Source organism: Streptomyces sp. NPDC048623, assembly GCF_040650755.1.
Lineage (GTDB): Bacteria > Actinomycetota > Actinomycetes > Streptomycetales > Streptomycetaceae > Streptomyces.
Window position 1 is genome coordinate 123,502 of sequence record NZ_JBEZHV010000006.1, and the last position, 22,010, is coordinate 145,511.

Below are 22,010 nucleotides of genomic sequence, written 5' to 3' on the forward strand. Positions count from 1 at the left end.
TAGAGTCCGCCGACGACACGCGCGCCGGGCCCGGCGCGGGCGCGAAGGCGAGGGGCTGGATGGAGACAGGGGCGGCCGCACGGCCGTACGACGTGGTCCTCTTCGGGGCGACCGGTTTCGTGGGCGAGCTCACCGCGGAGTACCTCGCCGAGCACGCCCCCGCGGACTGCCGCTGGGCCCTCGCCGGCCGCAGCCGCGGCAAGCTCACCGCCCTGCGCGACCGCCTCGCCGCCCGGTGGCCGCGCTGCGCCGGGCTCCCGCTCCTGGTCGCCGACTCCGCCGACCCGGTCGCGCTGCGCGAACTCGCCGGGTCCGCACGAGTGGTGGCCAGCACCGTCGGACCCTATGTCTGGTACGGCGAGGAGCTCGTCGCCGCGTGCGCGGAGACCGGCACCGACTATCTGGACCTGACCGGCGAGGCCGAGTTCGTGGACCGGATGTACGTGCGGTACGACGCCCTCGCCCGGGAGACCGGCGCCCGGCTCGTGCACGCCTGCGGCTTCGACTCGATCCCGCACGACCTGGGCGTGTACTTCACCGTGAAGCAGCTGCCGGAGGGCGTGCCGCTGCGGATCGACGGCTTCGTGCGGGCCGGGGCGGTCTTCTCCGGCGGGACCTTCGCCTCGGCGCTCACCGCGTTCGGGCGCGGCCGCGAGATCCTGCGGGCCGCGCACGAACGGCGCCTGTACGAGCCCAGGTTGGTGACCCGTCGGGCCCGCGCGCCGCTCGGCGGCCCCCGGTTCAGCCGTGAGACCGGCACCTGGGCGCTGCCGCTGCCCACCATCGACCCGCAGGTGGTGGCGCGTTCGGCGCGGGCCCTTGAGCGCTACGGCCCGGACTTCCGCTATCGCCACTACGCCTCGGTGAAGACGCTGCCGATGGCGCTGGGCGGCTCGGCGGCGGTGGGTGCGGGCGTCCTCGCGGCCCAACTCCCCTTCGTACGGGACTGGCTGATGAACCGTTGGGAGCCGGGCCAGGGGCCGGACGCGGAGCGGCGGGCGCGCAGCTGGTTCTCGGTGCGGTTCGTCGGCGAGGGCGGCGGGCGGCGCGTCTTCACCGAGGTGTCGGGCGGCGACCCGGGCTACGACGAGACGGCGAAGATGCTGGCCGAGTCGGCGCTGTGCCTGGCGCACGACGAGCTGCCGAAGACCGCCGGGCAGGTCACCACGGCGGTCGCCATGGGGGACGCGCTGGTCGAGCGGCTGCGGGCGGCGGGGCTGCGGTTCCGGGTGGCGCACTCGGGCTGAGCGCCCGCCGGGCGACCCGGTGCCGAGTGACCCGGTGCCGCGCGACCCGGTGCCGCGCGGCTCGGCACCCCGCGGCTCGCGCCGTGCGGCTCAGTGCCGGACGAGGCAGAAGGGGTGGCCGGCCGGGTCGGCGTAGATCCGCCAGGACCGGTCGCCCTCGTCGCTGTCGAGGCGCCAGGCGCCGAGCGCGAGCACCGCCTCGTGCGCGGCGTCGAGGTCGGCGACCCGCACGTCGATGTGGAACTGCTGCTCGGGCGCGCCCCACACCGGCGGCCGGTGGTCGGCCACGCCCTGGAAGGCGAGGACGGGCGTGCCGCCGGCACCGTGCAGGGTGGCCCAGGCGTCCCCGACGGCCCACTGCGGGTCGGGGCGGTTGATCTCGCCGCCCAGCAACCGCTGGTAGAAGACGGCCAGTTCCATCACGTCGGGGCAGTCGAGGACGACGCACTGCAGGGTGCCGATGGGCGTGGGGGCGGGGCCGGGGGTGGGACGCTCGGTGCCGGGGGAAGTCATGCCCCTCACTCTGCCGCCGGAGTGTCACGGGGCGATATCCGTACGGGTACTCACTCGTCCCAGGGCCGCTCGGCCCTCGGACAGGCCCTTGTGCTCAGAGCGCGGCGTCCAGGGCCTCCTTGAGCGCCCGGCGGCAGAGGGAGTCGGCGTGCCGGGTGGTCTCGGGGATGCGGTAGCGCGGGCTGAGGTGCAGGGTGTGGGCGCAGGCCCGCTCCAGCGAGACGCGGTGGCCGACCGAGACGAAGACCGGCTTGACGCCGGCGCGGGTGCGCAGGGCGCGTCCGACGGTCTCGCCCTCGGCGACGAGCGGGCTGAACTCGCCCCGGGCGGCGCCGGGTTGCTCGTACGAGAAGGTGAACGGGTTCTTGGCGACGCCGATCGCGGGGTGTCCGGTGAGCACTCCGAGGTGGCTGGCGAGCCCGAAGCGGCGCGGGTGCGCGATCCCGTACCCGTCGCAGACGAGCAGCCCGGGGTCGGCGCGGAGCCGCCCGAGCGCGGCGAGCACGGTCGGCACCTCGCGGAAGGCGAGCAGCCCGGGCACGTAGGGGAACGACACCCGCCCGACGGCGGTGGCCTCCTCGACCACCTCCAGCGTCTCCCCGTCGAGGACGACGGCCGCCGCGGCGACCAGATCCCGCTCGTCGTCATAGGCCACGTCCACCCCGGTGACGTTCCCCTCCCCGACCCCGGGCCCCTCCTCCCCGAGCACCAGCCGGTCCCGCAGCTCCTGCTGCACGGCGAGAGCGGCGGCCTCGTCGGCGGGCCATCCTTCGGGAATCTCGATGATCGTCATGGCCGGAACCCTATGCGGCCCCGAGCCGGCGCCGGAGGCCATGGGTAGTCTGGCGATCATGTTCGTACTGGAGTTGACCTACACCGCGCCCGTCGAGCGGATCGACGCGCTTCTCGACGCGCATCGCACCTGGCTGAACGCACGGTATGCCGACGGGGTGTTCCTGGCGTCCGGGCGGAAGGAGCCGCGGGACGGCGGGGTGATCCTGGCCGGCGGGGTCGGGCGGGCGGAGATCGAGGCGATCGTGGCGGGCGATCCGTTCGTGGCCGCGGGCGTGTGCGAGTACCGGATCGTCCAGTTCCACGCCACCAAGTCGGTGGACGGACTCGCGGCGTTCCGGGACGAGTTGCCCGTCTGACGCACCGGGGCTCGTCATGGCGACGGGCCCCGGTCCTTCACGGCGTGATCAGCGGCGCACCGCCCGTGCGATACGGCCCTGTTCGCCGGCGGCCCAGCACGCGCCGTCCGTCGTGCAGTCGACCGTGTCGTACGAGCCGGGGTCGACCGTGCGCCAGGTGCGGCCGCCGTCGGTGGTGAGGTCCGTGCCGGTGGGGCCGACGGCCAGCGCGGCGGACTTGGTGTGCGGGAGCCAGGCGACGCCGGAGCGGTAGGCGGGCGGCGGGGTGGCGGACGCGGTCCAGCTGCGGCCGGCGTCGCCGGTGACGGCGGCGGCCTGCGGAGAGGCCTGGTCCTTGCGGTAGTCGCCACCGACCGCGATGCCGTGCCACCGGTCGCGGAAGGCGAGCCCGAAGACGCCCTTGGCGCCCTCGCCCGCCGGGATGGTGGTGTCGGTGGCGGTCCAGGTCAGGCCCCGGTCCGCCGAGTGCAGCACCCTGCCCGTCGCGCCGCCGCCGGTCGCCAGCCACACATCGCGCGGCCCGGCGGCCACCAGGCACTGGCCGCTCGCCGCGAAGCCCGCCTCGCCGGGCAGCGCCGCCGGCATGCCGCTGTCGGGCAGCACCGTCCAGGACCGGCCGCCGTCGCGGGTGGACAGGATGCGGTACCTGCCGTCGACGGGGTCGCTCATCGCGAGCCCGTGCCGCTGGTCGAAGAAGGTCATACAGTCGTAGAAGGCCCGCGGGTCGGTGTTGCGGAAGGACTCCGTCCAGGTCGCCCCGCCGTCCTCGGTGCGGAAGACCCGGGACGCCTCGCCCTCGCCGATGGCGAGGACCACGGCCCGCCGCGCGTCGAAGGCCTCGACGTCACGGAACTCCAGGCCGTCGGCGCCGGCCGGAGAGACGTTCCGCCAGCTCGCGCCGCCGTCGGTGGTGCGCAGGACCGTGCCCTTGGACCCGGCGGCCCAGGCCACCGAGCGGCTGACCGCGGCCAGGCCGCGGAACCGGGCGTCGGTGCCGGTCGGCGTGAGCCGCCAGCCCATCCCCGCCTCGTCCGCGGTGCGCTCCACCGCCATCCGCTCCCCCGCCGCGGCCTGGGCCGGGACCGCCGGCGCCATGGCGAGCGCCGCCCCCGCAAGCCCCGCCGCCAGCCCCGCCGTCATCATTCGTCTCGTCTTCCCCATGGACGTCATGGCGCGGGAAGCTAGTCCACGGCGAAGATCCCGTCCAGAGTGCGTACCCGGCCGCCGGGGCGCCTGCCTGCCGCCGGAGTGCGCGCGGCCCCCCGCCTTCCTAGGCTGGGCACATGACGGACCGCACGACCGAACCCGTCCCCGACCAGACGCCGAAGCTCAAGGAGTACGACGGCGAGGGCATCACCGTCACCTTCGAGCCGCGCCGCTGCCTGCACGCGGCCGAGTGCGTCCGCGGCCTCCCGGGCGTCTTCGACCTGAAGAAGCGGCCCTGGGTGCAGCCCGACGGAGCGGCCCCCGACGAGGTCGCGGAGGTGGTCGGCCGCTGCCCCTCGGGCGCGCTGCGCCATCACCTCGCGGACGGCACCGCCGAGACCCCGGACACCCCGACCACCGTCCGCCGGATGCCGGACGGGCGCCTGGTGATGCGCGGCGACCTGCTGGTGCGCGCCGGCCGGGACGGCGCCGAGCGGCACGAGGTCCGGGCGGTGCTCTGCGGCTGCGGGGCCTCCGGGAACCAGCCGTACTGCGACCACTCGGGGCCCTGCGCGGGCGGTGACTTCGACCGGGCCGAGGAGCGGTGAGAGGCGGAAGGGGCGCGAAGGAGCGCTGAGGGCGCGGAGGGAGCGGCGACGGCGCGGAAGGAGCGGCGAGGGCGTTCCGCCGCCGGGCGGTGACACAGCTCACGTACCCCTCCGGTGCACGTTCCGGCTCCGCGGTTCGTCTCTCCTTGTGTCAGGGGGGACGCCCGCGACAGGAGGCTGGTCCATGTCCACCGTCATCGAGCAGGCCGTGCAGGCCCGGCTGGTCGCGTCCGCGCCCCGGACGGAGTCGGTCGCCGCCACGCTGCGCTACGACCGCGAGGACCCGTACGCCGTGAGCATGGCCTTCCCGCCGCCCGCGACCCTGGAGGGCGTCGAGGTGTCCTGGGCGTTCGCCCGCGAGCTGCTCGTGGAGGGCGTGGACGGGCCGGCGGGGGTAGGGGACGTACGCCTCCGGCCGTACGGCTACGACCGCACGGTGGTCGAGTTCCACGCGCCCGAGGGCGTCGCCATGGTGCACATCCGCACCTCGGAGCTGCGCCGCTTCCTGGAGCGCTCGCAGCATCTGGTGCCGCAGGGGCGCGAGCACCAGTACGTGGACTGGGACCAGGACCTGGTGCAGCTCCTGGAGGAGCACTCCTGACTCCCGCCCGGTAAATCGGTTGCCGTCCCCCGGGCCCCGGCCGTAGCGTCGTCCGCGTTGCTGTTGTCGCCCGATCGGAGCAGGCCGTTGAACGTCTGAGGTCCTGAGACACCGTGCCGCGCGTGCCGCCCTGCCGCCGCGTGTGCCGTCGTCCGACCTCGGCGTACGAGCGTTCCTGCTGCTCCGATCCGTTCCGGCCCCTGTCTCCGGGCCCCGGATCCGCCCGCGCCCCGGTGTCTCACGCGATGCCCCTTTTCACACTTCGCATCCGGGAGGCCCCCTTTGGCACCTCGCCCCACCTTCATCACCTGTACGTCCCTCTCCTTCTCGTGGCCCGACGGCACACGGGTCCTCGACGACTTCCGGCTCGCCGTCGGCCCCGGGCGCACCGGGCTCGTCGGGCTCAACGGCGCGGGCAAGTCGACGCTGCTCAAGCTGATCGCCGGGGAGCTGACCCCGGCCTCGGGCACGATCCGCACGGCCGGCGAGATCGGCTATCTGCCGCAGAACCTGGTCCTGGACACGGCCCTGCGGGTCGACCGGGCGCTCGGCATCGACGCGGCGCGGGCCGCCCTGCACGCGATCGAGTCCGGCGACACCGCCGAGGAGCACTTCGCGGCCGTCGGCGACGACTGGGACGTGGAGGAACGCGCCCGCGCGGTGCTCGACCAGCTCGGACTCGGCCACATCGGCCTGGACCGCACGATCGGGGAGCTGTCCGGCGGCGAGTCGGTGCTGCTGCGGCTGGCCGCGCTGCTGCTCGCCCGGCCCGACGTGCTGCTGCTCGACGAGCCGACGAACAGTCTGGACCTGGCCGCGCGGCACCGGCTGTACGAGGCGGTGGACGCCTGGTCGGGTGTCCTGGTCGTGGTCAGCCATGACCGTGAACTCCTCGAACGCGTCGACCAGATCGCCGATCTGCGGGACGGCGAGGTCACCTGGTACGGCGGCGCGTGGTCGGACTACCAGGACGCCCTGGCCGCCGAACAGGAGGCGGCCGAGCGGATGGTGCGGGTCGCGGAGGCCGACGTACAGCGCCAGAAGCGCGAACTCTCGGACGCCCAGGTCAAGTTGGCCAGGCGACGGCGCTACGCGCAGAAGAGTTTCGAGAACAAGGTGGTGCCGAAGATCGTCGCGAACAACCGCAGGGCCCAGGCCGAGGTGTCCGCGGGGAAGCACCGCACGATGCACACCGAGCGGCTCGCCGAGGCGCGTTCGCGGCTCGACGCGGCGGTGGAGGCGGTGCGGGACGACGACGAGATCCGCGTCGAGCTGCCGCGCACGGTCGTCCATCCCGGGCGGGGCGTGCTGCTGTTGCGCGATCTGGAACTGCCGTACGGGGCCCGGGTCGACGGGGAGTTCGAGCTGCGGGGGCCCGAGCGGGTGGCGCTCGTCGGCCGGAACGGGTCCGGGAAGACGACCCTGCTGCGGACCGTCGCGGGTGAACTCGCCCCGGTCTCGGGCGAGGTCGCGGTGCGGGTGCCGCTGCGCTTCCTGCCGCAGCGGCTCGACGTCCTGGACGACGAGCTGAGTGTGGTGCAGAACGTGGCACGGTTCGCACCGGAGGCGACGCCCAACGAGATCCGGGCCCGGCTCGCCCGGTTCCTGTTCCGGGGCGCCCGGGCGGACCGGCCGACGGGGACGCTGTCGGGCGGCGAGCGGTTCCGGGCGACGCTCGCGGCGCTGCTCCTCGCCGAGCCGGCTCCGCAGCTCCTGCTGCTCGACGAACCGACCAACAATCTGGATCTGGCGTCGGTCCGGAACCTGACGTCCGCGCTCGAAGCATATGAGGGGGCGCTGGTCGTCGTGAGTCACGACCTGCCGTTCCTGGAGTCGCTCGGCATCACCCGGTGGCTGCGGCTCGACGGGACGCTCCGGCCGACGACGGCCGACCGTCTGCTCGAGTAGCCGCTCCAACCGGCTACCGGCGCGCAGCCGCTCTGAGTAGCCGCCCGACCACGGGGGACCCGGCGAACAAACGCGTGACCTGGGTCTCTTCCGTGGTACCGGACCAGGGCGCATAGCGGAACGTAACCGGACATCGCCGAGACGGGCTTGGCCGACGCCTTACGGGGCCTTAACCTACGGTCTCGTAACCTACGAAGCCGTAGGTAGTTCCGTATGCCCTTCTCCGTCCCCAGGAGTCCCCGTGACGCTCACCTCTCCCCACCTCGACAGTTCGGCAGGGTGGACCGACGCGCGGCTCCTCTACGCCCTCGAAGAGGCCGTGGAGAAGGAGATCAACCGGCATCTGAAGGTCTACAAGGACTGGATGCCGCACGAGTACGTCCCGTGGTCGGACGGCCGGAACTTCCCGGGCTTCTTCGAGGACGGCGAGGCCTGGGACCGCTCGCAGTCGAAGCTCACCGACGTCGGCCGGATCGCGCTCGTGGTCAACCTGCTCACCGAGGACAACCTCCCGAGCTACCACCACGAGATCGCCACCCTCTTCGGCCGCGACGGCGCCTGGGGCACCTGGGTGCACCGCTGGACCGCGGAGGAGGGCCGGCACAGCATCGTGATGCGCGACTATCTGCTGGCCTCGCGGGCGGTCGACCCGGACGAGCTTGAACGTTTCCGCATGGCTCACATGAGCGAGGGATTCGAGTCCGACAACCGGCACTCGATGCTGCACTCGATCGCGTACGTCTCCTTCCAGGAGCTCGCCACCCGCATCTCGCACCGCAACGCCGGCCACCACTCCGGCGACCCGGTCTGCGAGCGGATGCTCGCCCGCATCGCGCTGGACGAGAACCTGCACATGATCTTCTACCGCAATCTGCTGGGCGCGGCCTTCGAGATCGCCCCCGACCTCACCATGCAGGCGGTACGGGACGTGGTCGTGAACTTCCGCATGCCCGGCCACGGCATGCCGGGCTTCGAGCGCGCGGCGGCCCAGATGGCGATCGGCGAGGTCTACAACCTGCGCATCCACCACGACGACGTGCTGTCGCCGGTGCTCCGCTTCCTCAAGGTGCTCGACATCGACGGGCTCGGCCCGGACGGACTGCGGGCGCAGGAGGAGCTGGGCCTGTTCATGAACGGTCTGGACGCCGAGGCCCGCAAGTTCGACGAGCGGCTCGCGGCGCGCAAGGCGCGGATGGCGGCCCGCGCGGCCGGCTGACGGCGACGACGACGCGTTGGGGACGGGCCCCCGGGGGCCCGTCAGCCCCGCCGCCTCCGGCAGCTCAGCCCCGGCCCCGCTTGAGCTTGATCCGCTCCTTCTCCGAGAGGCCACCCCACACCCCGAAGCGCTCGTCGTGCGTCAGCGCGTACTCGAGGCAGGCGACGCGGCCCTCGCACGCCCCGCACAGCAGCTTCGCCTCGCGGGTGGAGGAGCCGGGTGCCGGGAAGAAGAACTCCGGTCCCGCCTGGGCGCACAGGGCGTCCTCCTGCCAGGCCAGATCGGCGTCCGTCAGGCGCTGCGGGGCGGAGGGCATCGTGTCGGTCTGCATGGATCCAGACTCGCCCGCCGCCCTAAACGCGCCATCAACGTCCGATCAACGCGGCGCGCCGCACACCGACCGGACCGTTTCGGCCATGCCTCCCGCGCACGGCGGCGGTACCTCAGGTCATGGCGGCGATACTCAGGTCATGTTGAAGTAGGGCAGGGGACCGGCCGGCTGACCTGCGGTGACGCGGCGGATGACCGCGATCGCCAGGATCGTGTCCAGCACGGCGACGGCCTTGTCCACGGGATTCTCGTAGTCGGTCTGGTGCAGGACCAGCAGGTGGACGGCGACCGAGACCGGGCCGTCGCACAGCCATACGAACCACCAGGCGTTGATCAACCACACGTCGAGCGGCGGGCCACCGGCCCGCCGGATGTCGAGCATGATCCGGCGCGGCAGCCACCACATGCCCAGCGGGATGATCCACGAGCCGAGGGCGAAGGCCGGCGCGTACTTGTGGGTGCCGGGCGCCAGCACCTCGGCGTTGCACCGGCAGCGGTAGAACCAGAAGAGGAACGCGCCCCAGCAGGCGATCTGGAGCCCGCCGAGCAGGGCGTCCGCGTCCTCGCCGAAGGGGGAGTCCTTTCCGGTCACGATCACGGCGATGTCGGCCAGGGCCCACGTGGCGATCAGGCACTGGACGACGAGCGCCGGCCCCTTGGGGTCGCGGAACCGGTAGCGCGGCCCGCGCACGGCGGCCGGTCCCACGGGCACGTTGTACTGGTCCACGAGCTTCCCCCCAGGTGCGCTCCCCCGCTCCCCCCACGGTGCGGCGGTGATCTTCGGCATCGTAGGCGGGCGCGGGCGCCGCGGCCAAGGGACCTACTCCTCCTTCTTCTTCTTCGCCCGGCTCGGCTGGACCCGCTTGGGCTCGCCCGGCATCTTCGGGTACTCCGGCGGATAGGGCAGATCGCCCAGGCCGTGGTCGGCCTCGTCGCGGCGGGCCAGTTCGAGCAGCGAGTCCAGACCGAACCGCTCGTCGTCCATGTCGGCGTGCACATCGCCGAGTTCGGCGTAGCGCTCCGGCATGGTGCGGATGTCGAAGTCGCGCGGGACGGCGTCGTCGATCTCGTCCCAGCGCAGCGGCGCGGAGACCGGCGCGTGCGGTCGGGGCCGTACAGAGTAGGCGGAAGCGATGGTGCGGTCGCGGGCGGTCTGGTTGTAGTCGAGGAAGATGCGCTCGCCGCGCTCCTCCTTCCACCACTTGATGGTGACCCGGTCCGGCATCCGCCGCTCCAGCTCCCGGCCGCAGGCGATGGCGGCCCGCCGGACCTGGGTGAAGGTCCACTTCGGCACGATCGGCACGAAGACGTGCAGGCCGCGGCCGCCGGAGGTCTTGGGCCAGCCGCGCAGCCCGTGCTCGTCGAGGACCGCGCGCAGTTCGTGGGCGGCGCGGACGGCGTCGGCGTAGTCGGTGCCGGGCTGCGGGTCGAGGTCGAGGCGCAGTTCGTCGGGGTGGTCGGTGTCCTCCCGGCGTACCGGCCAGGGGTGGAAGGTGACCGCGCCCAGGTTCGCCGCCCACAGCACGGCGGCCGGCTCGGTGGGGCACATCTCGTCGGCCGAGCGGCCGCTGGGGAAGGTGATGTGGGCGGTCGGGATCCAGTCGGGCAGGTACTTGGGGGCGCGCTTCTGGAAGAAGGACTCGCCGGTCACACCGTCCGGGTAGCGCTCCAGGGTGGTGGGCCGGTCCCGCAGGGCGCGGGTGATGCCGTCGCCGACCGTCAGGTAGTAGCGCACCATGTCGATCTTGGTGTAGCCGGGCTCGGGGAAGTACACCTTGTCGGGGTGGGACACCTTCACGGTCCGGTCGCCGACCTCGAGCTCCACCGCTGCCGCCTTGCCTGCCATGCCGGTCAGCCTAGGTCTGGCACCCATGGCGCGCATATCGGGATGAAGCGTCCCCAAGGGGTGCCTAGAATCGCGGCATGGACCTGCCGGTGATGCCGCCCGTGAAGCCGATGCTGGCGAAGGCCGTCAAGAAGATCCCGCCGGGGATGCAGTACGAGGCCAAGTGGGACGGCTTCCGCGCCCTGGTGCACCGGGACGGGCCGGAGGTGTTCATCGGCAGCCGCACCGGCAAGCCACTGACCCGCTACTTCCCCGAGCTCGTCGAGGCGCTGCTCGCCCGGCTGCCGGAGCGCTGCGTGGTGGACGGGGAGATCGTCATCGAGCACGACGGACGCCTGGACTTCGACCGGCTCACCGAGCGGATCCATCCGGCCGATTCACGGGTGCGGATGCTGGCGGAGACCACCCCGGCCCGGTTCATCGCCTTCGACCTGCTCGCCCTGGACGACGAGGCCTTCCTCGACACCCCGCTCGCCGAGCGGCGCGCCACCCTGGAGCGGGTGCTCGACGGGGTCGCGCCGCCGGTGCACCTCGCGCCCGCGACGACGGACCCGGAGCTCGCGGCGCGCTGGTTCGAGCAGTACGAGGGCGCCGGGCTCGACGGGGTGATCGCCAAGCCGCTCGACCTGCCGTACCGGCCGGACGCACGTCTGATGTACAAGATCAAGCACGAGCGCACGGCCGATGTGGTCGTGGCCGGATACCGCTTCCACAAGAGCGGGCCGGTGGTCGGCTCGCTGCTGCTCGGTCTGTACGACGCCCGGGGCGCGCTCCAGCATGTCGGCGTGTGCGCCGCCTTCACCGCCGTGCGCCGGGCCGAACTCGTCGAGGAGCTGGCGCCGCTGGTCATGGACCCGCCGGACGGGCACCCGTGGGCGGCCTGGACGGACGAGTCGGCGCACGAGGCCTCGCGCCTTCCGGGCGCGCCGAGCCGCTGGTCGGGGAAGAAGGACCTGTCGTGGGTGGCGCTGCGGCCCGAGCGGGTCTGCGAGGTCGGGTACGACCACATGGAGGGCGACCGCTTCCGCCACACGGCCCAGTTCAAGCGCTGGCGCCCGGACCGGACGCCGGAGTCCTGCGGCTACGGACAGCTGGAGGAGCCGGTCTCGTACGACCTCGGCGCGATCCTCTCGTAGCGGCGCGGGCTCACGCCCCTTTACCACACAAAGATCGTTCCGCCGCCGGCCCGACGTGAGATGCCCCACATCGGGTTTGGCGGACAACGCCCTTTTCTCGCCCTTCTGTTCGATGGACTGACGCTCGATCCGGTGGTGCACCCGGTCGCACCTGCGGGAACGTCCGGGGCCACGCCGCGCCCGCCCGTACGCCTCGCCGAAGCGGCGCTCCGGGTGTTGCCCGGCGGTGACAGGGCCGTCGGCGAACCGGCACCGGCATCCGGTACGTATGGAAGTACGTACGGAAGAGAGAAACCCTCTCGCCGCCCCGCCCGCGACCCCCACAAGGACCGACCGTGATCGCCTCGCCCTCGACCCTCGTCCCCGTGCCGATCCCCGACCGCGTCGCCGCGCTGATCGGTTCCTGCCTGCCGCTGCACGTGCTGCAGGCCGAGGTCGACGCCGACTGCGCGGCGCGCGAGGTGTACCGCTTCCGCGGGCCGCTGTGTGCGGAGGACCGGGCCGACCGGGAGCACGCCCTGGCCGCGCTCGCCCGGGCGAACAAGATCCTGGCCAAGCACCACCCCAAGCTGCCGGTCCGTCCGGGGTACTGACGGGCCCCCACGGGGCGGGGCCACGAGGCACCCGTACCGGTTCGGGTGTACTCCACATGCGGGACGCCGCCGTCGGTGTGACCCTGCGAGAGTGACCACCACCAGCGAAGCAGCGCCGCCCGCGCCCCCCGCCGCCGAGCCGCCGGTGCTCGACAGCCGCCGGCGCAACGTCGTCTTCGGCACGATCATGCTCGGCGTCCTCCTCGCCGCACTCGACCAGACGATCGTCGGCACCGCGCTGCCGACGATCGTGTCGGACCTCGGCGGCGCCGAGCACATGTCCTGGGTGGTCACCGCGTACCTCCTCGCGGAGACCGTCGCGACCGTCCTCGTCGGCAAGTTCGGCGACCTGTTCGGCCGCAAGGTGATCTTCCAGATCTCGGCGATCGTCTTCATCACCGGCTCGTTCCTGTGCGGCCTCGCCACCAACATGACGCTGCTGATCGTGTGGCGCGGCCTCCAGGGCGTCGGCGCCGGCGGTCTCATGGTCACCTCGATGGCGCTCATCGCCGACGTCATCCCGCTGCGCGAACGCGGCAAGTACCAGGGCGCGATCGGCGCGGTGTTCGGCGTCGCCACGGTCATCGGGCCGCTGCTCGGCGGCCTGTTCACCGACCACCTCACCTGGCGCTGGGCGTTCTACGTCAACGTGCCCATCGCGATCCTGGTCGTGATCGCCGCCGCCCGCACGATCCCCTCGGTGCGCTCGGCGAGCCGGCCGGTCATCGACTATCTGGGCATCGCGCTCGTCGCGGTCGGCTCCAGCGCCCTGATCCTGGCCACGAGTTGGGGCGGCAACGAGTACGCGTGGGGCTCCGGCGTCATCATCGGGCTCTTCGCGGGCGGTCTCGTCGCGCTCGCGCTGTTCTGCTGGGCGGAGACGCGGGCGGCCGAACCCATGCTGCCCATGCGCCTGTTCCGCAATCCGGTCTTCACCGTGTGCTCCGTGCTCAGCTTCGTCGTGGGCTTCGCGATGCTCGGCGCGATGACCTTCCTGCCGACGTATCTGCAGTACGTGGACGGGGACTCGGCGACGATCTCCGGCATCCGCACCCTGCCGATGGTCATCGGTCTGCTCATCGCCTCGATCTTCAGCGGCAACGTGGTCAGCAAGACGGGCCGGTACCGGATCTTCCCCATCGTCGGCTGCCTGGTGATGGGCGTCGGCCTCTTCCTGCTGTCCCTGCTGGACCCGGACACCAGCGCCTGGCTGGCCTCGCTCTACATGTTCGTGCTCGGTGTCGGCATCGGCCTGTGCATGCAGGTGCTCACGATCGCCGTGCAGAACACCGTGGACTACGCGGATCTGGGCACCGCCACCTCGGGCGTCACCTTCTTCCGCACCCTGGGCAGCTCCTTCGGCACCGCCGTCTTCGGCACCATCTACACCAACGCGCTCAAGCCCAACCTGACCGAGGCTGTGAGCCAGGCCTCGGCGCTCGCCGCGAGCGCCGGGCTCGACCCCACGGTCGTCGTCCGCGCCTCGCAGAGCCCGTCCGGGCTCCACGCGCTGCCCGGCGGGATCGCCGAACCGATCGTGCAGGCCTACGCCGACACCCTCCAGACCGTCTTCCTGTGGACGGTTCCGGTGGCGGCCGTCGGCTTCGTCGTCGCCCTCTTCCTCAAGCAGGTGGCGCTGCGCGACACGGTCCGCGCCTCCGCCCCGGACATGGGCGAGGGCTTCGGCTCCCCCACCACCGCCGGCAACTCGGCCGAGCTCCTCGAACTCGCCGTCGGCCAGATCATCCGCAGGACCGACTACGACACCGCCAAACGGATCGTCGCCGACTCCGACACCCGGCTCGACACGGCCGGCGCGTGGGCGGTCATGCAGGTCGAACTCTTCACGCGCCTCGTCGGCCACGCCAGCCTCGGCCTGATCTCGGCCGGCCGCCGCGTCCCGCCCGAGGTGCTGCTCCCGGTCTTCGACCGCATGGTCGACGAGGGCTTCCTCACCCGCGACGGCAATCTGCTGTCCCACACGCCGGCCGGCAAGCGGGAGGCCGACGTCATCACCAAGGCCTGGGGCGACTGGCTCAGCAACCGCGTCGAACAGGAACGCGGCCGCCCGAGCGGCCCGGAACTGCGGGCGGCCACTGACGCCATCGCGAAGAAGCTGATCGCGGAGGACCTGGCGCAGGGACTGCCACAGGAGCACCGGGAGCCGGTGGGAGTGGGGGCACGCTGACCGGGCCTACCGGGCCCGGGGCGCCCCGCGCGGCGGGGCGGGCCCGGGGCCGGGGCCCCGGCCTCAGGCCAGGAAGTCGCCGTCCACGTACACCCACGCCCCGTCGTGGCGCGCGAAGCGGCTGCGCTCGTGGAGTTCGCCCGGTGTGCCGGCCTGGGTGTAGTGGGCGCGGAAGGTGACGGTGCCGTGCTGGTGGAAGGCGGTGCCGTCGGTGGTGTCCTCGATGGCGAGGCCGGTCCAGCGCAGCGCGGGGTCGAAATCGACGTCGCCGGGGCGGGTCTCAGGGGCCCAGGTGCGCAGCAGATAGGGCTCGTCGCGGACGACGAAGGCGCTGTAGCGGGAGCGCATGAGGAGTTCGGCGGTGGGCGCGGTGGCCGGTCCGGTGTGGAAGCGGCCGCAGCAGGCGCCATAGGCGGCTTCGAGTCCGCAGGGGCAGGGCGACTCGGCGGTCACGGCCGGAGCGGCGGCGGGGCGGGTCTTGCGTCGGGACATGCGCTCATTGTCGCGTGCGAGCACCCCTCCGCCCCACCCGGCCTACGGCCGGAACCGCAGCGGGTGCCCCTCCGGGACCTCCACCACCGCGATCCGTACGCCGTCCGGGTCCGCCAGCCACATCTCGATCAGCCCCCACGGCTCCGTGACCGGTTCACGCAGCACCCGCACGTCCTCCCTGCCCCGCAGCTCCTCGCGGGCCGCCTGCACATCGGCGACCTGGAGCCACAGCCGCGCCCCGGGCTCCGGCGGCGGGACGGACGCGCGGCCGGAGAGTTCCAGGAAGCCGCCGCCGAGGAAGTAGACGGTGCCCCGGTCGGGGCCGGTGCCGAACTCGCGGTGGACGGCGAGGCCGAGCGTCTCGCCGTAGAAGCGCCGGGAGCGCTCGGGGTCCGTCGGGCGGAGCAGGATCCTGCTGCTGAGGACGTGCATCCCGATAGCGTACGGGCATGAAACTGACGATTCTCGGAGGCGGCGGGTTCCGGGTGCCGCTCGTGTACGGCGCGCTGCTCGGCGACCACGCCGACGGGCGGGTCACCCACGTCACCCTGTACGACCTGGACGCCGGGCGGCTCTCGGCGATCGCCCGGGTCCTGGCGGAGCAGGGCGAGGGGGTGGCGGACGCGCCGGTGGTGAGCGCGACGACCGACCTCGACGAGGCGCTGCACGGTGCGGACTTCGTGTTCTCGGCCATCCGGGTGGGCGGGCTCGCGGGCCGGGCCGCGGACGAGCGGATCGCGCTGGCCGAAGGGGTGCTCGGCCAGGAGACGGTGGGCGCGGGCGGTATCGCGTACGGGCTGCGGACGCTGCCGGTGGTCACGCACATCGCGCACCGGATCGCCGAACTCGCCCCGGACGCCTGGGTCATCAACTTCACCAACCCGGCGGGCATGGTCACCGAGGCGATGTCGCGGATCCTCGGTGACCGGGTGCTCGGCATCTGCGACTCGCCGGTGGGGCTCGGACGCCGGGTGGCGCGGGTGCTCGGGGCGCATCCGGACGAGGCGTGGATCGACTACGTGGGCCTCAACCACCTCGGCTGGCTGCGGGGGTTGAAGGTCGGCGGACATGACGTACTGCCGCGACTCTTCGAGGACGACGCGCTGCTCGGTTCCTTCGAGGAGGGCAGGCTCTTCGGCACCGAGTGGCTGCGCTCGCTCGGTGCGGTCCCCAACGAGTATCTGCACTACTACTACTTCAACCGCGAGGCGGTCCGGGCCTATCGCCAGGCGGAGAAGACCCGGGGTGCGTATCTCCTCGACCAACAGGCCGGTTTCTACGAGGAGATGGGGAAGCCGGACACTCCGCCGCTGGGCACCTGGCACCGGGTGCTCGCGGACCGGGAGGCGACCTACATGGCGCACAACCGGGAGGCGGCCGGGGTCGGCGAGCGGGACGAGGCGGACCTGGAGTCGGGCGGCTACGAGAAGGTGGCGCTCGCCCTGATGCGGGCCATCGCGCGCAACGAGCGGGCCACGCTGATCCTCAACGTCCGCAATCGGCAGACGCTTTCGGTGCTCGACGCGGACGCGGTGATCGAGGTGCCGTGCTTCGTGGACGCGGCCGGTGCGCATCCGGTGTCGGTGGACCCGCTGCCGTATCACGCGGTGGGTCTGGTGACGGCGGTGAAGGCGGTGGAGCGGGAGGTGCTCGCGGCGGCGGAGAGCGGTTCGCGGGCCACGGCGGTGAAGGCCTTCGCGCTGCATCCGCTGGTCGACTCGGTGGCGGTGGCCCGCCGGCTCGTCGACGACTACACGGCCGAGCACGCGGGTCTTGCCTATCTGCGTCGCTGAGATGGACGGCTGACGTCTGCCGACGAACACCTTTACGAGTGGGGGCGCTCGGCCTAGGCTCGCGCCCCATGACTTCACCGACTCCACCGCGACGAAGGGGTGTGCGCCGGGGTGTGCGCCGCGGAGTGGCCCGGCTCCTCGTGGGCTGCCTGCTGGCCGCGGGCCTCGTGGCCACCGGGACCTTGGCCGGCGGCGGGCCGGCCGCCGCCGAGTCCGGCGGGGCGACCGTGGTGCCCGTCCGGACCACCGGTCCCGCCGACCGCCGGTTCAATCTGGTGGTGATGGGCGACGGCTACACGGCCGCCGAGATGCCGGTGTTCCGGGCGGACCTGGAACGGCATCTGAGCATGCTGTGGAGCATCGAGCCGTTCGCCTCGTACCGCTCGTACATCAACGTGTGGGCGGTGGAGGTGCCGTCGAAGGAATCGGGCGTGGACTGCGATCCCTCGCTGGACGCGCCGGCCCGGGACACCGCGCTCGACATGGGTTTCTGGGGCGGCTGCGACCCGGGCAGCGTGCAGCGGCTGCTTACCGTGGACAGCGCCAAGGCGGCCGGGCTCGCGGACCTGGTGCCGGGGACGCGGCGCGCGAACCGGCAGATCGTGGCGCTCGCGCACAGCTCCACCTACGGTGGCGCGGGCGGGAGTTACGCCACCGCGTCCGGCGGCAACGCCCTGTCGGCGCTCATCACCCCGCATGAGCTGGGCCATTCGCTCGGCGGGCTCCAGGACGAGTACGACTACTACGCGCGCGGGGTGCCCGGCGGCACGTACGAGGGCGGCGAGCCGTCCTCCGCCCACCACTCGCTCCTGACGGAGGAGCGGATGCGGGCGGAGCGGGCCAAGTGGTGGCGCTGGCTGGGCGAGGAGAGCGAGTCCGGCGGGGTCGTGGGGCGGTACGAGGGCGGGATGTACAGCACCCGGGGCGTCTGGCGGCCCAGCCGGCACTCGATGATGAAGACCCTCGGCTACGCCTTCGACCAGGTGGAGCGCGAGGTGATGGTGAAGGCGATCTCCGGCAAGGTCGATCTGGTGCAGGACCACACCCCGGACACCGTGCCGGTCGGGGCCGACCGGACGGTGTGGGTGGACACCCTGCACCCGACGGGCGGCGAACTCGCCGTGGAATGGCGCCTCGACGGGCGGCCGCTGCGCACCGGCGGCGCCCGGACGCTCGACCTGCGGACCGTGGGCGGCCTCTCCCCCGGGCGTACGTACACGCTGACGGCGACGGTCACCGACCCGACCCCGTTCGTGCGCGACCCGGCGGTCCGCGGCTCGGCCGCCCTGACCCGTACCGTCCGCTGGACCGTGGACCCGGCGCTGCGCACGCCGCGGAACCCCGCCGCGGCCGCGGTGTTCACCGGGCACACGGCGACCACGGCGCCGGTCGGCGCCCGGTCCGTGGTGTACGCCGACACCACCCATCCGGTGCGCCGGATCCCCGGGGTGACCTGGGCTCTCGACGGCCGGACGGTCCCGAACCCCGGCAACGACCGCGATCTCGACCTGGGCGCGCTGCGCCTGGCCCCCGGCACGTACACCCTGACCGCCCGCATCCCCGGCACCCATCAGGAGCTGCGCTGGACGGTGGACGCGACGCCGGCCTCCGCCGCGTACGAGCTGTCGAAGCCGCTGCGCACGGTGCGGCGGCCGGGGCGGCCGGTCGAGTACGTCTACGACGCCGCGTTCACGATGCGGCTGACGGCCACGGACGACCGGCCGGGCGCGGTGGTGAGCCAGTTCCGGGTGGACGGCGACGGCTGGTACACGTACTACGGCCGGCCGACGGACGCGGACGCGCCGTTCCTCTTCTCACCCTCGGGCACGGTGATCGACGGCCTGGTGTACGGGAAGCTGGGCCGGCCGCGGGCGGTGCCGTGGGACGACGCGACGCCGGACTACGGCACGCACACGGTCGAGTACCGGACGGTCGACGCGGCCGGGAACGTGGGCCGGGCACAGCGCTTCCTGGTGACGCTGGAACGGCCCTGACAGCACGGACGAGAGAGGGGGCCCCGCCGTCCGGAACGGCGGGGCCCCTCTGACGCGGCAGGCTGCGGGACGGGGTCAGCGCTTGCGGCCGACCGCCGACCAGCCCGGGATGGGCTCGTCGCCCGGCACCGGGACCGGCTCGCCCAGCTCGGGGTGCCACTCGGCGGTCAGGGTCACGCCCGGGTCGACGAGGTCGAGGCCGTCGAAGAAGGCGCCGACCTCGTCGCGGGAGCGCAGGCGCAGGGTGAGTCCGCGGGCCCTGTACATGGCGGCGGCCTGCTCCGCGCCCTCGGGGTTGAAGTCCCCGGTGACATGGGAGATGACCACATAGCTGCCGGGGGCCAGCTTGTCGACGAGCTTGGCGACCAGCTCGGAGGCCCCGTCCTCGTCGCCGACGAAGTGCAGCAGCGCGAGCATCGAGAGCGCGATGGGCTGGTCGAAGTCAAGGACCTTTCCGGCCCGTTCGAGGATCAGCTCGGGGTCACGGGCGTCCGCCTGGATGTACTCGGTGGCCCCTTCCGGGGTCGAGCGCAGCAGCGCGGCGGCGTGCGCGAGCACGATCGGGTCGTTGTCGCAGTAGACGATCCGGGACTCCGGCGCGGCCCCCTGCGCGATCTGGTGCAGGTTGGGCTCGGTGGGGATGCCGGTGCCGATGTCCAGGTACTGGCGGACGCCGTTGGCGCTGAGCCAGCGGATGGCGCGGTGCATGAAGGCCCGGTTGACCCGGGCCATGTCCCGGCCCCGGGGGTCGACGGTGAGGAGCTGGCGGGCCATCTCCTCGTCCACGGGATAGTTGTCCTTGCCGCCCAGGAACCAGTCGTACATGCGCGCGGGATGCGGCTTGCTGGTGTCGATGCGTATGCCGCCCTGCGGCGGTACGGCGTCCTGGGGGGTCATCGGCTCTCCTCGGCGGGTCGAACGGTGGCGCTTACAGCAAGAGTTACGCGATGCACGGGGTGGGACGGAAGGGGTCAGGTGAGCAGGAAGTCAGCCTGACCGGATTTCGCTCCTTGGATGAAGGCGGCGATCTCCCCGTGGGTGTAGATGAGCGCGGGTCCTTCAGGGTCTGCGGACTGTCGCACGGCGACCCTGCCGTCGGCCAGCTTCATGGCCTCCACGCAGTTGCCCCCGTTCCCGCCGCTCCACGGCTTGTGCCAGCCTTCGGCACCGAGCTCAGCGGCGGGCATGCCGTTGTATATGCGATCCATTCACAGCTCCTTGCGGAGATTCCGGAGAATCTCCTTCGTGCGTTGTGCAGTCGCGGCCTGGGCCGCCATGCGGTCCATGACCTCGAGGTGGGAGGCCACCTCGGGGCGCGCGTCGAGATAGACGGCGCCGGTCAGGTACTCGCTGTAGACCATGTCCGGGAGTTCGGGCATGGCGAAGCGGAAGAGGACGAACGGTCCGTAGGTACCGGGATGGTGTCCGGACGCGAACTCCGCGATCTGCAGGGTGACGTTCGGCAGCTCCGACGCTTCGAGCAGCCGGTCGAGCTGGTCGCGCATCACTTCGGGCCCGTCACCGACCGGCCGGCGGAAGACCGTCTCGTCCATGATCACCCAGAACTTGGGCGCGTCCTCCCTGGTGAGCAGGGACTGGCGCTCCATGCGGAGGGCTACATGCCGGTCGGTCTCCTCGGATTCCCCGGCATTCCTGCCGCCGACCGCCCCGCTGCGCAGAATGGCGCGGGCGTAGTCCTCGGTCTGCAGCAGACCGGGGACGAACTGGGGTTCGTAGGCCCGGATGAGGCTCGCGGCCCCCTCCAGGCTGACGTACATCGAGAACCAGCCGGGCAGCACGTCGTGGAACCGCTGCCACCAGCCGGGGAGGTTGGCCTCCTCCGCGAGGGCGACGAAGCTCTCCGCCTCGGAGTCCGTGATGCCGTACGCCTTCAGCAGCAGCTGTACGTACGGGATCTTCAGCGCGACCTCGGCGGTCTCCATGCGCCGGATCGTGGCCGGGGCGACCCTGAGGATCTTGGCGGCCTCTTCCCGCTTGAGGCCTGCCCGCTCGCGCAGATCCTGCAGACGCTTGCCGAGAACGACCTGTCCCACCGTGGGGGCGGACCGCGGCTCGCTCACTCTCAGACCTCCCCGACGCGCTGTTTCGATGAGTGTGCCACGAACCCCGCCAGAGAGAACACAGCACTCTGCAATTTTCAGAGTGCCACTTGCCAAGTGTCCGGCTCGGGAGCAGAGTATTCCGGTGAACCAGTACGCACGTCACCGGGCGATTCGCCCCGGAGGGGTGTGTACGGCACTCCTGCCCACAGTTGTGAGGATCCGGTCGTGGCTTCTGGTAACGCGCACTCCTCTGGTCTCATGAGCCCCCGCGTCATGGAGCAGCGCCCACGCCCTCACGACATCTTCCGCCGTTTCGCCTTCGAACTGCCCGCACGGACCGAGTCCGTCGCCCGGGCCCGGCGGCTGGCCGAGGAACGCCTGATCCTGTGGGGCTGCGACACCGGGATACGTGACACCGTCGCCCTGGTCGTCTCCGAACTCGTCACCAACGCCGTCGTGCACACCGCGAGCGCCCGGATCGTCTGCGAGATCCGCGAGGACGAGGAGCGGCTCCGGATAGCCGTGTGCGACGAGGGCGGGCCCGCCGGGCCGCGGATACGCGACTGCGGCGAGGAGGAGCGCGGCCGCGGCCTCATCCTGGTCGACGCCCTGTGCGCGGCCTGGGGCGCGGACCGCACCGGCCACGGCACGGCGCAGATCGTCTGGGCGGAACTGGCGCACGGCATGGGCGAGCCGTGCTGAAGGCGATGGCGACGCTGCTGATCCCGCGCGCCCGCAAGAGCCCCGAGAACTCCCCCCGCACTCCCGGCGCCCCCTTCTCCCCCGCGCCCGTCGGCGTGACCCGGCTCCCCGTGCCCGTCGACCTCCCGGCCACCCTCGGCTGCGACGCCGTCGGCGTCCCCGCCCGCTACGGCTTCCGCATCCTGTCCCGGCTGCCCGCCAAGGGCTGCGTCTACGCCGACACCGACTGGTGGTGGTGGCTGGTCCCGGCCGGCTCCGACGACGACCTCACCTGGCCGCTGCCCGCCTGCTACGCCCCCGGCGCCCGGGTCCCGGACCGCCGGCCGCGGCTCATCCACCATCCCGACGGCGGCTCCCCGTACTCCCCGCCGATCCCGCTCTATCTGCTGACCTGCCAGCTGACCGGGATCGCCCCGGCCTGGAGCATCCCGCCGCAGGTCGGCAGCCCGTTGTCGGGCGGCAGCCCGCTGTAGGGCGTGTCGT

24 protein-coding genes are annotated in these 22,010 nt (G+C 72.5%); 13 read left to right on the top strand and 11 right to left on the bottom strand.

The window, feature by feature from the left end:
* Positions 1 to 59: 59 nt before the first annotated feature.
* Positions 60 to 1,247, top strand: coding sequence for a saccharopine dehydrogenase NADP-binding domain-containing protein (locus AB0C73_RS11255; RefSeq protein ID WP_362527500.1), 1,188 nt, complete (start codon positions 60 to 62; stop codon positions 1,245 to 1,247).
* A 90-nt stretch (positions 1,248 to 1,337) separates the two neighbouring features.
* Here the strand turns inward: AB0C73_RS11255 and AB0C73_RS11260 are convergent, their stop codons facing one another.
* Both AB0C73_RS11260 and AB0C73_RS11265 read right to left on the bottom strand, forming a co-directional pair.
* Positions 1,338 to 1,760, bottom strand: coding sequence for a VOC family protein (locus AB0C73_RS11260; protein ID WP_362527502.1), 423 nt, complete (start codon positions 1,758 to 1,760; stop codon positions 1,338 to 1,340).
* Positions 1,761 to 1,854: 94 nt separating this feature from the next.
* Complete coding sequence (locus AB0C73_RS11265) at positions 1,855 to 2,553, bottom strand: endonuclease V (protein WP_362527504.1); 699 nt, start codon at positions 2,551 to 2,553, stop codon at positions 1,855 to 1,857.
* 58 nt (positions 2,554 to 2,611) lie between these two features.
* On the opposite strand from AB0C73_RS11265, the gene AB0C73_RS11270 reads away from it, so the two are divergent.
* Positions 2,612 to 2,911: a YciI family protein gene (locus AB0C73_RS11270; protein WP_362527506.1), complete on the top strand. Its 300-nt coding sequence runs from the start codon at positions 2,612 to 2,614 to the stop codon at positions 2,909 to 2,911.
* 48 nt (positions 2,912 to 2,959) lie between these two features.
* Here the strand turns inward: AB0C73_RS11270 and AB0C73_RS11275 are convergent, their stop codons facing one another.
* A complete protein-coding gene (locus tag AB0C73_RS11275) occupies positions 2,960 to 4,081 on the bottom strand; it encodes an oxidoreductase (RefSeq protein WP_362527508.1) in 1,122 nt (373 codons plus the stop codon).
* 113 nt (positions 4,082 to 4,194) lie between these two features.
* On the opposite strand from AB0C73_RS11275, the gene AB0C73_RS11280 reads away from it, so the two are divergent.
* The 4 genes from AB0C73_RS11280 to AB0C73_RS11295 all read left to right on the top strand — a co-directional run bounded on the left by AB0C73_RS11280 (position 4,195) and on the right by AB0C73_RS11295 (position 8,390).
* The gene (locus tag AB0C73_RS11280; RefSeq protein ID WP_362527510.1) at positions 4,195 to 4,665 is read left to right on the top strand and encodes a (4Fe-4S)-binding protein; all 471 of its coding nucleotides are present in this window, start codon (positions 4,195 to 4,197) and stop codon (positions 4,663 to 4,665) included.
* A 184-nt stretch (positions 4,666 to 4,849) separates the two neighbouring features.
* A complete protein-coding gene (locus AB0C73_RS11285) occupies positions 4,850 to 5,266 on the top strand; it encodes an SsgA family sporulation/cell division regulator (protein ID WP_362527513.1) in 417 nt (138 codons plus the stop codon).
* Between the two features lie 282 nt (positions 5,267 to 5,548).
* Positions 5,549 to 7,174: an ABC-F family ATP-binding cassette domain-containing protein gene (locus AB0C73_RS11290; RefSeq protein WP_362527514.1), complete on the top strand. Its 1,626-nt coding sequence runs from the start codon at positions 5,549 to 5,551 to the stop codon at positions 7,172 to 7,174.
* 241 nt (positions 7,175 to 7,415) lie between these two features.
* Entirely contained in the window at positions 7,416 to 8,390 is a 975-nt protein-coding gene (locus tag AB0C73_RS11295; RefSeq protein WP_362527516.1) for an acyl-ACP desaturase, read from the top strand.
* Positions 8,391 to 8,454: 64 nt separating this feature from the next.
* Here AB0C73_RS11295 and AB0C73_RS11300 read toward each other — a convergent pair whose 3' ends face one another.
* The 3 genes from AB0C73_RS11300 to ligD form a co-directional block, all read right to left on the bottom strand.
* Positions 8,455 to 8,721, bottom strand: a complete 267-nt coding sequence (locus AB0C73_RS11300; RefSeq protein WP_362527518.1) for a WhiB family transcriptional regulator — start codon at positions 8,719 to 8,721, stop codon at positions 8,455 to 8,457.
* A 132-nt stretch (positions 8,722 to 8,853) separates the two neighbouring features.
* Positions 8,854 to 9,447 (bottom strand): DUF4328 domain-containing protein, encoded by a 594-nt coding sequence (locus tag AB0C73_RS11305; RefSeq protein WP_362527520.1) that lies wholly within the window; start codon positions 9,445 to 9,447, stop codon positions 8,854 to 8,856.
* A gap of 93 nt (positions 9,448 to 9,540) precedes the next feature.
* A complete protein-coding gene (gene ligD, locus AB0C73_RS11310) occupies positions 9,541 to 10,566 on the bottom strand; it encodes a non-homologous end-joining DNA ligase (RefSeq protein ID WP_362527523.1) in 1,026 nt (341 codons plus the stop codon).
* Between the two features lie 77 nt (positions 10,567 to 10,643).
* On the opposite strand from ligD, the gene AB0C73_RS11315 reads away from it, so the two are divergent.
* The 3 genes from AB0C73_RS11315 (at position 10,644) to AB0C73_RS11325 (ending at position 14,483) form a co-directional block, all read left to right on the top strand.
* The gene (locus AB0C73_RS11315) at positions 10,644 to 11,702 is read left to right on the top strand and encodes an ATP-dependent DNA ligase (RefSeq protein ID WP_362527526.1); all 1,059 of its coding nucleotides are present in this window, start codon (positions 10,644 to 10,646) and stop codon (positions 11,700 to 11,702) included.
* A 335-nt stretch (positions 11,703 to 12,037) separates the two neighbouring features.
* On the top strand, positions 12,038 to 12,295 hold the full coding sequence (locus AB0C73_RS11320; RefSeq protein WP_265863207.1) for a hypothetical protein: 258 nt from the start codon (positions 12,038 to 12,040) through the stop codon (positions 12,293 to 12,295).
* Between the two features lie 91 nt (positions 12,296 to 12,386).
* Positions 12,387 to 14,483 carry an MDR family MFS transporter gene (locus tag AB0C73_RS11325; protein ID WP_362527529.1) on the top strand — a complete coding sequence of 699 codons (2,097 nt, stop codon included), beginning with the start codon at positions 12,387 to 12,389 and terminating at the stop codon, positions 14,481 to 14,483.
* Positions 14,484 to 14,546: 63 nt separating this feature from the next.
* On the opposite strand, the gene AB0C73_RS11330 is transcribed toward AB0C73_RS11325, so the two are convergent.
* Both AB0C73_RS11330 and AB0C73_RS11335 read right to left on the bottom strand, forming a co-directional pair.
* Positions 14,547 to 14,975, bottom strand: coding sequence for a YchJ family metal-binding protein (locus AB0C73_RS11330; RefSeq protein WP_362527532.1), 429 nt, complete (start codon positions 14,973 to 14,975; stop codon positions 14,547 to 14,549).
* A gap of 42 nt (positions 14,976 to 15,017) precedes the next feature.
* Entirely contained in the window at positions 15,018 to 15,407 is a 390-nt protein-coding gene (locus tag AB0C73_RS11335; RefSeq protein WP_362527534.1) for a VOC family protein, read from the bottom strand.
* Positions 15,408 to 15,424: 17 nt separating this feature from the next.
* On the opposite strand from AB0C73_RS11335, the gene AB0C73_RS11340 reads away from it, so the two are divergent.
* Positions 15,425 to 16,768 carry a 6-phospho-beta-glucosidase gene (locus AB0C73_RS11340; RefSeq protein WP_362527537.1) on the top strand — a complete coding sequence of 448 codons (1,344 nt, stop codon included), beginning with the start codon at positions 15,425 to 15,427 and terminating at the stop codon, positions 16,766 to 16,768.
* Between the two features lie 113 nt (positions 16,769 to 16,881).
* Positions 16,882 to 18,762 carry a M64 family metallopeptidase gene (locus AB0C73_RS11345; RefSeq protein WP_362527539.1) on the top strand — a complete coding sequence of 627 codons (1,881 nt, stop codon included), beginning with the start codon at positions 16,882 to 16,884 and terminating at the stop codon, positions 18,760 to 18,762.
* 75 nt (positions 18,763 to 18,837) lie between these two features.
* On the opposite strand, the gene AB0C73_RS11350 is transcribed toward AB0C73_RS11345, so the two are convergent.
* From AB0C73_RS11350 to AB0C73_RS11360, 3 genes are all read right to left on the bottom strand, one after another.
* Positions 18,838 to 19,659 (bottom strand): SAM-dependent methyltransferase, encoded by an 822-nt coding sequence (locus tag AB0C73_RS11350; RefSeq protein WP_362527541.1) that lies wholly within the window; start codon positions 19,657 to 19,659, stop codon positions 18,838 to 18,840.
* A gap of 74 nt (positions 19,660 to 19,733) precedes the next feature.
* Entirely contained in the window at positions 19,734 to 19,970 is a 237-nt protein-coding gene (locus AB0C73_RS11355; RefSeq protein ID WP_015037566.1) for a DUF397 domain-containing protein, read from the bottom strand.
* The gene (locus AB0C73_RS11360; RefSeq protein ID WP_362527543.1) at positions 19,971 to 20,843 is read right to left on the bottom strand and encodes a helix-turn-helix transcriptional regulator; all 873 of its coding nucleotides are present in this window, start codon (positions 20,841 to 20,843) and stop codon (positions 19,971 to 19,973) included.
* Between the two features lie 207 nt (positions 20,844 to 21,050).
* Here AB0C73_RS11360 and AB0C73_RS11365 point away from each other — a divergent pair, with 207 nt between their 5' ends.
* Together AB0C73_RS11365 and AB0C73_RS11370 are read left to right on the top strand one after the other, a co-directional pair.
* On the top strand, positions 21,051 to 21,527 hold the full coding sequence (locus tag AB0C73_RS11365; protein ID WP_362527546.1) for an ATP-binding protein: 477 nt from the start codon (positions 21,051 to 21,053) through the stop codon (positions 21,525 to 21,527).
* A gap of 5 nt (positions 21,528 to 21,532) precedes the next feature.
* On the top strand, positions 21,533 to 22,000 hold the full coding sequence (locus AB0C73_RS11370; protein ID WP_362527548.1) for a hypothetical protein: 468 nt from the start codon (positions 21,533 to 21,535) through the stop codon (positions 21,998 to 22,000).
* Positions 22,001 to 22,010 lie beyond the last annotated feature (10 nt).

What these genes read in the sequence shown, in the direction of transcription:
- ligD (WP_362527523.1), bottom strand. Translation starts at nt 10,566, where the DNA reads ATGGCAGGCAAGGCGGCAGCGGTGGAGCTCGAGGTCGGCGACCGGACC.
- AB0C73_RS11330 (WP_362527532.1), bottom strand. Translation starts at nt 14,975, where the DNA reads ATGTCCCGACGCAAGACCCGCCCCGCCGCCGCTCCGGCCGTGACCGCC.
- AB0C73_RS11255 (WP_362527500.1), top strand. Translation starts at nt 60, where the DNA reads ATGGAGACAGGGGCGGCCGCACGGCCGTACGACGTGGTCCTCTTCGGG.
- AB0C73_RS11355 (WP_015037566.1), bottom strand. Translation starts at nt 19,970, where the DNA reads ATGGATCGCATATACAACGGCATGCCCGCCGCTGAGCTCGGTGCCGAA.
- AB0C73_RS11265 (WP_362527504.1), bottom strand. Translation starts at nt 2,553, where the DNA reads ATGACGATCATCGAGATTCCCGAAGGATGGCCCGCCGACGAGGCCGCC.
- AB0C73_RS11300 (WP_362527518.1), bottom strand. Translation starts at nt 8,721, where the DNA reads ATGCAGACCGACACGATGCCCTCCGCCCCGCAGCGCCTGACGGACGCC.
- AB0C73_RS11340 (WP_362527537.1), top strand. Translation starts at nt 15,425, where the DNA reads ATGAAACTGACGATTCTCGGAGGCGGCGGGTTCCGGGTGCCGCTCGTG.
- AB0C73_RS11275 (WP_362527508.1), bottom strand. Translation starts at nt 4,081, where the DNA reads ATGACGTCCATGGGGAAGACGAGACGAATGATGACGGCGGGGCTGGCG.
- AB0C73_RS11260 (WP_362527502.1), bottom strand. Translation starts at nt 1,760, where the DNA reads ATGACTTCCCCCGGCACCGAGCGTCCCACCCCCGGCCCCGCCCCCACG.
- AB0C73_RS11280 (WP_362527510.1), top strand. Translation starts at nt 4,195, where the DNA reads ATGACGGACCGCACGACCGAACCCGTCCCCGACCAGACGCCGAAGCTC.
- AB0C73_RS11270 (WP_362527506.1), top strand. Translation starts at nt 2,612, where the DNA reads ATGTTCGTACTGGAGTTGACCTACACCGCGCCCGTCGAGCGGATCGAC.
- AB0C73_RS11335 (WP_362527534.1), bottom strand. Translation starts at nt 15,407, where the DNA reads ATGCACGTCCTCAGCAGCAGGATCCTGCTCCGCCCGACGGACCCCGAG.
- AB0C73_RS11285 (WP_362527513.1), top strand. Translation starts at nt 4,850, where the DNA reads ATGTCCACCGTCATCGAGCAGGCCGTGCAGGCCCGGCTGGTCGCGTCC.
- AB0C73_RS11350 (WP_362527541.1), bottom strand. Translation starts at nt 19,659, where the DNA reads ATGACCCCCCAGGACGCCGTACCGCCGCAGGGCGGCATACGCATCGAC.
- AB0C73_RS11315 (WP_362527526.1), top strand. Translation starts at nt 10,644, where the DNA reads ATGGACCTGCCGGTGATGCCGCCCGTGAAGCCGATGCTGGCGAAGGCC.
- AB0C73_RS11370 (WP_362527548.1), top strand. Translation starts at nt 21,533, where the DNA reads ATGGCGACGCTGCTGATCCCGCGCGCCCGCAAGAGCCCCGAGAACTCC.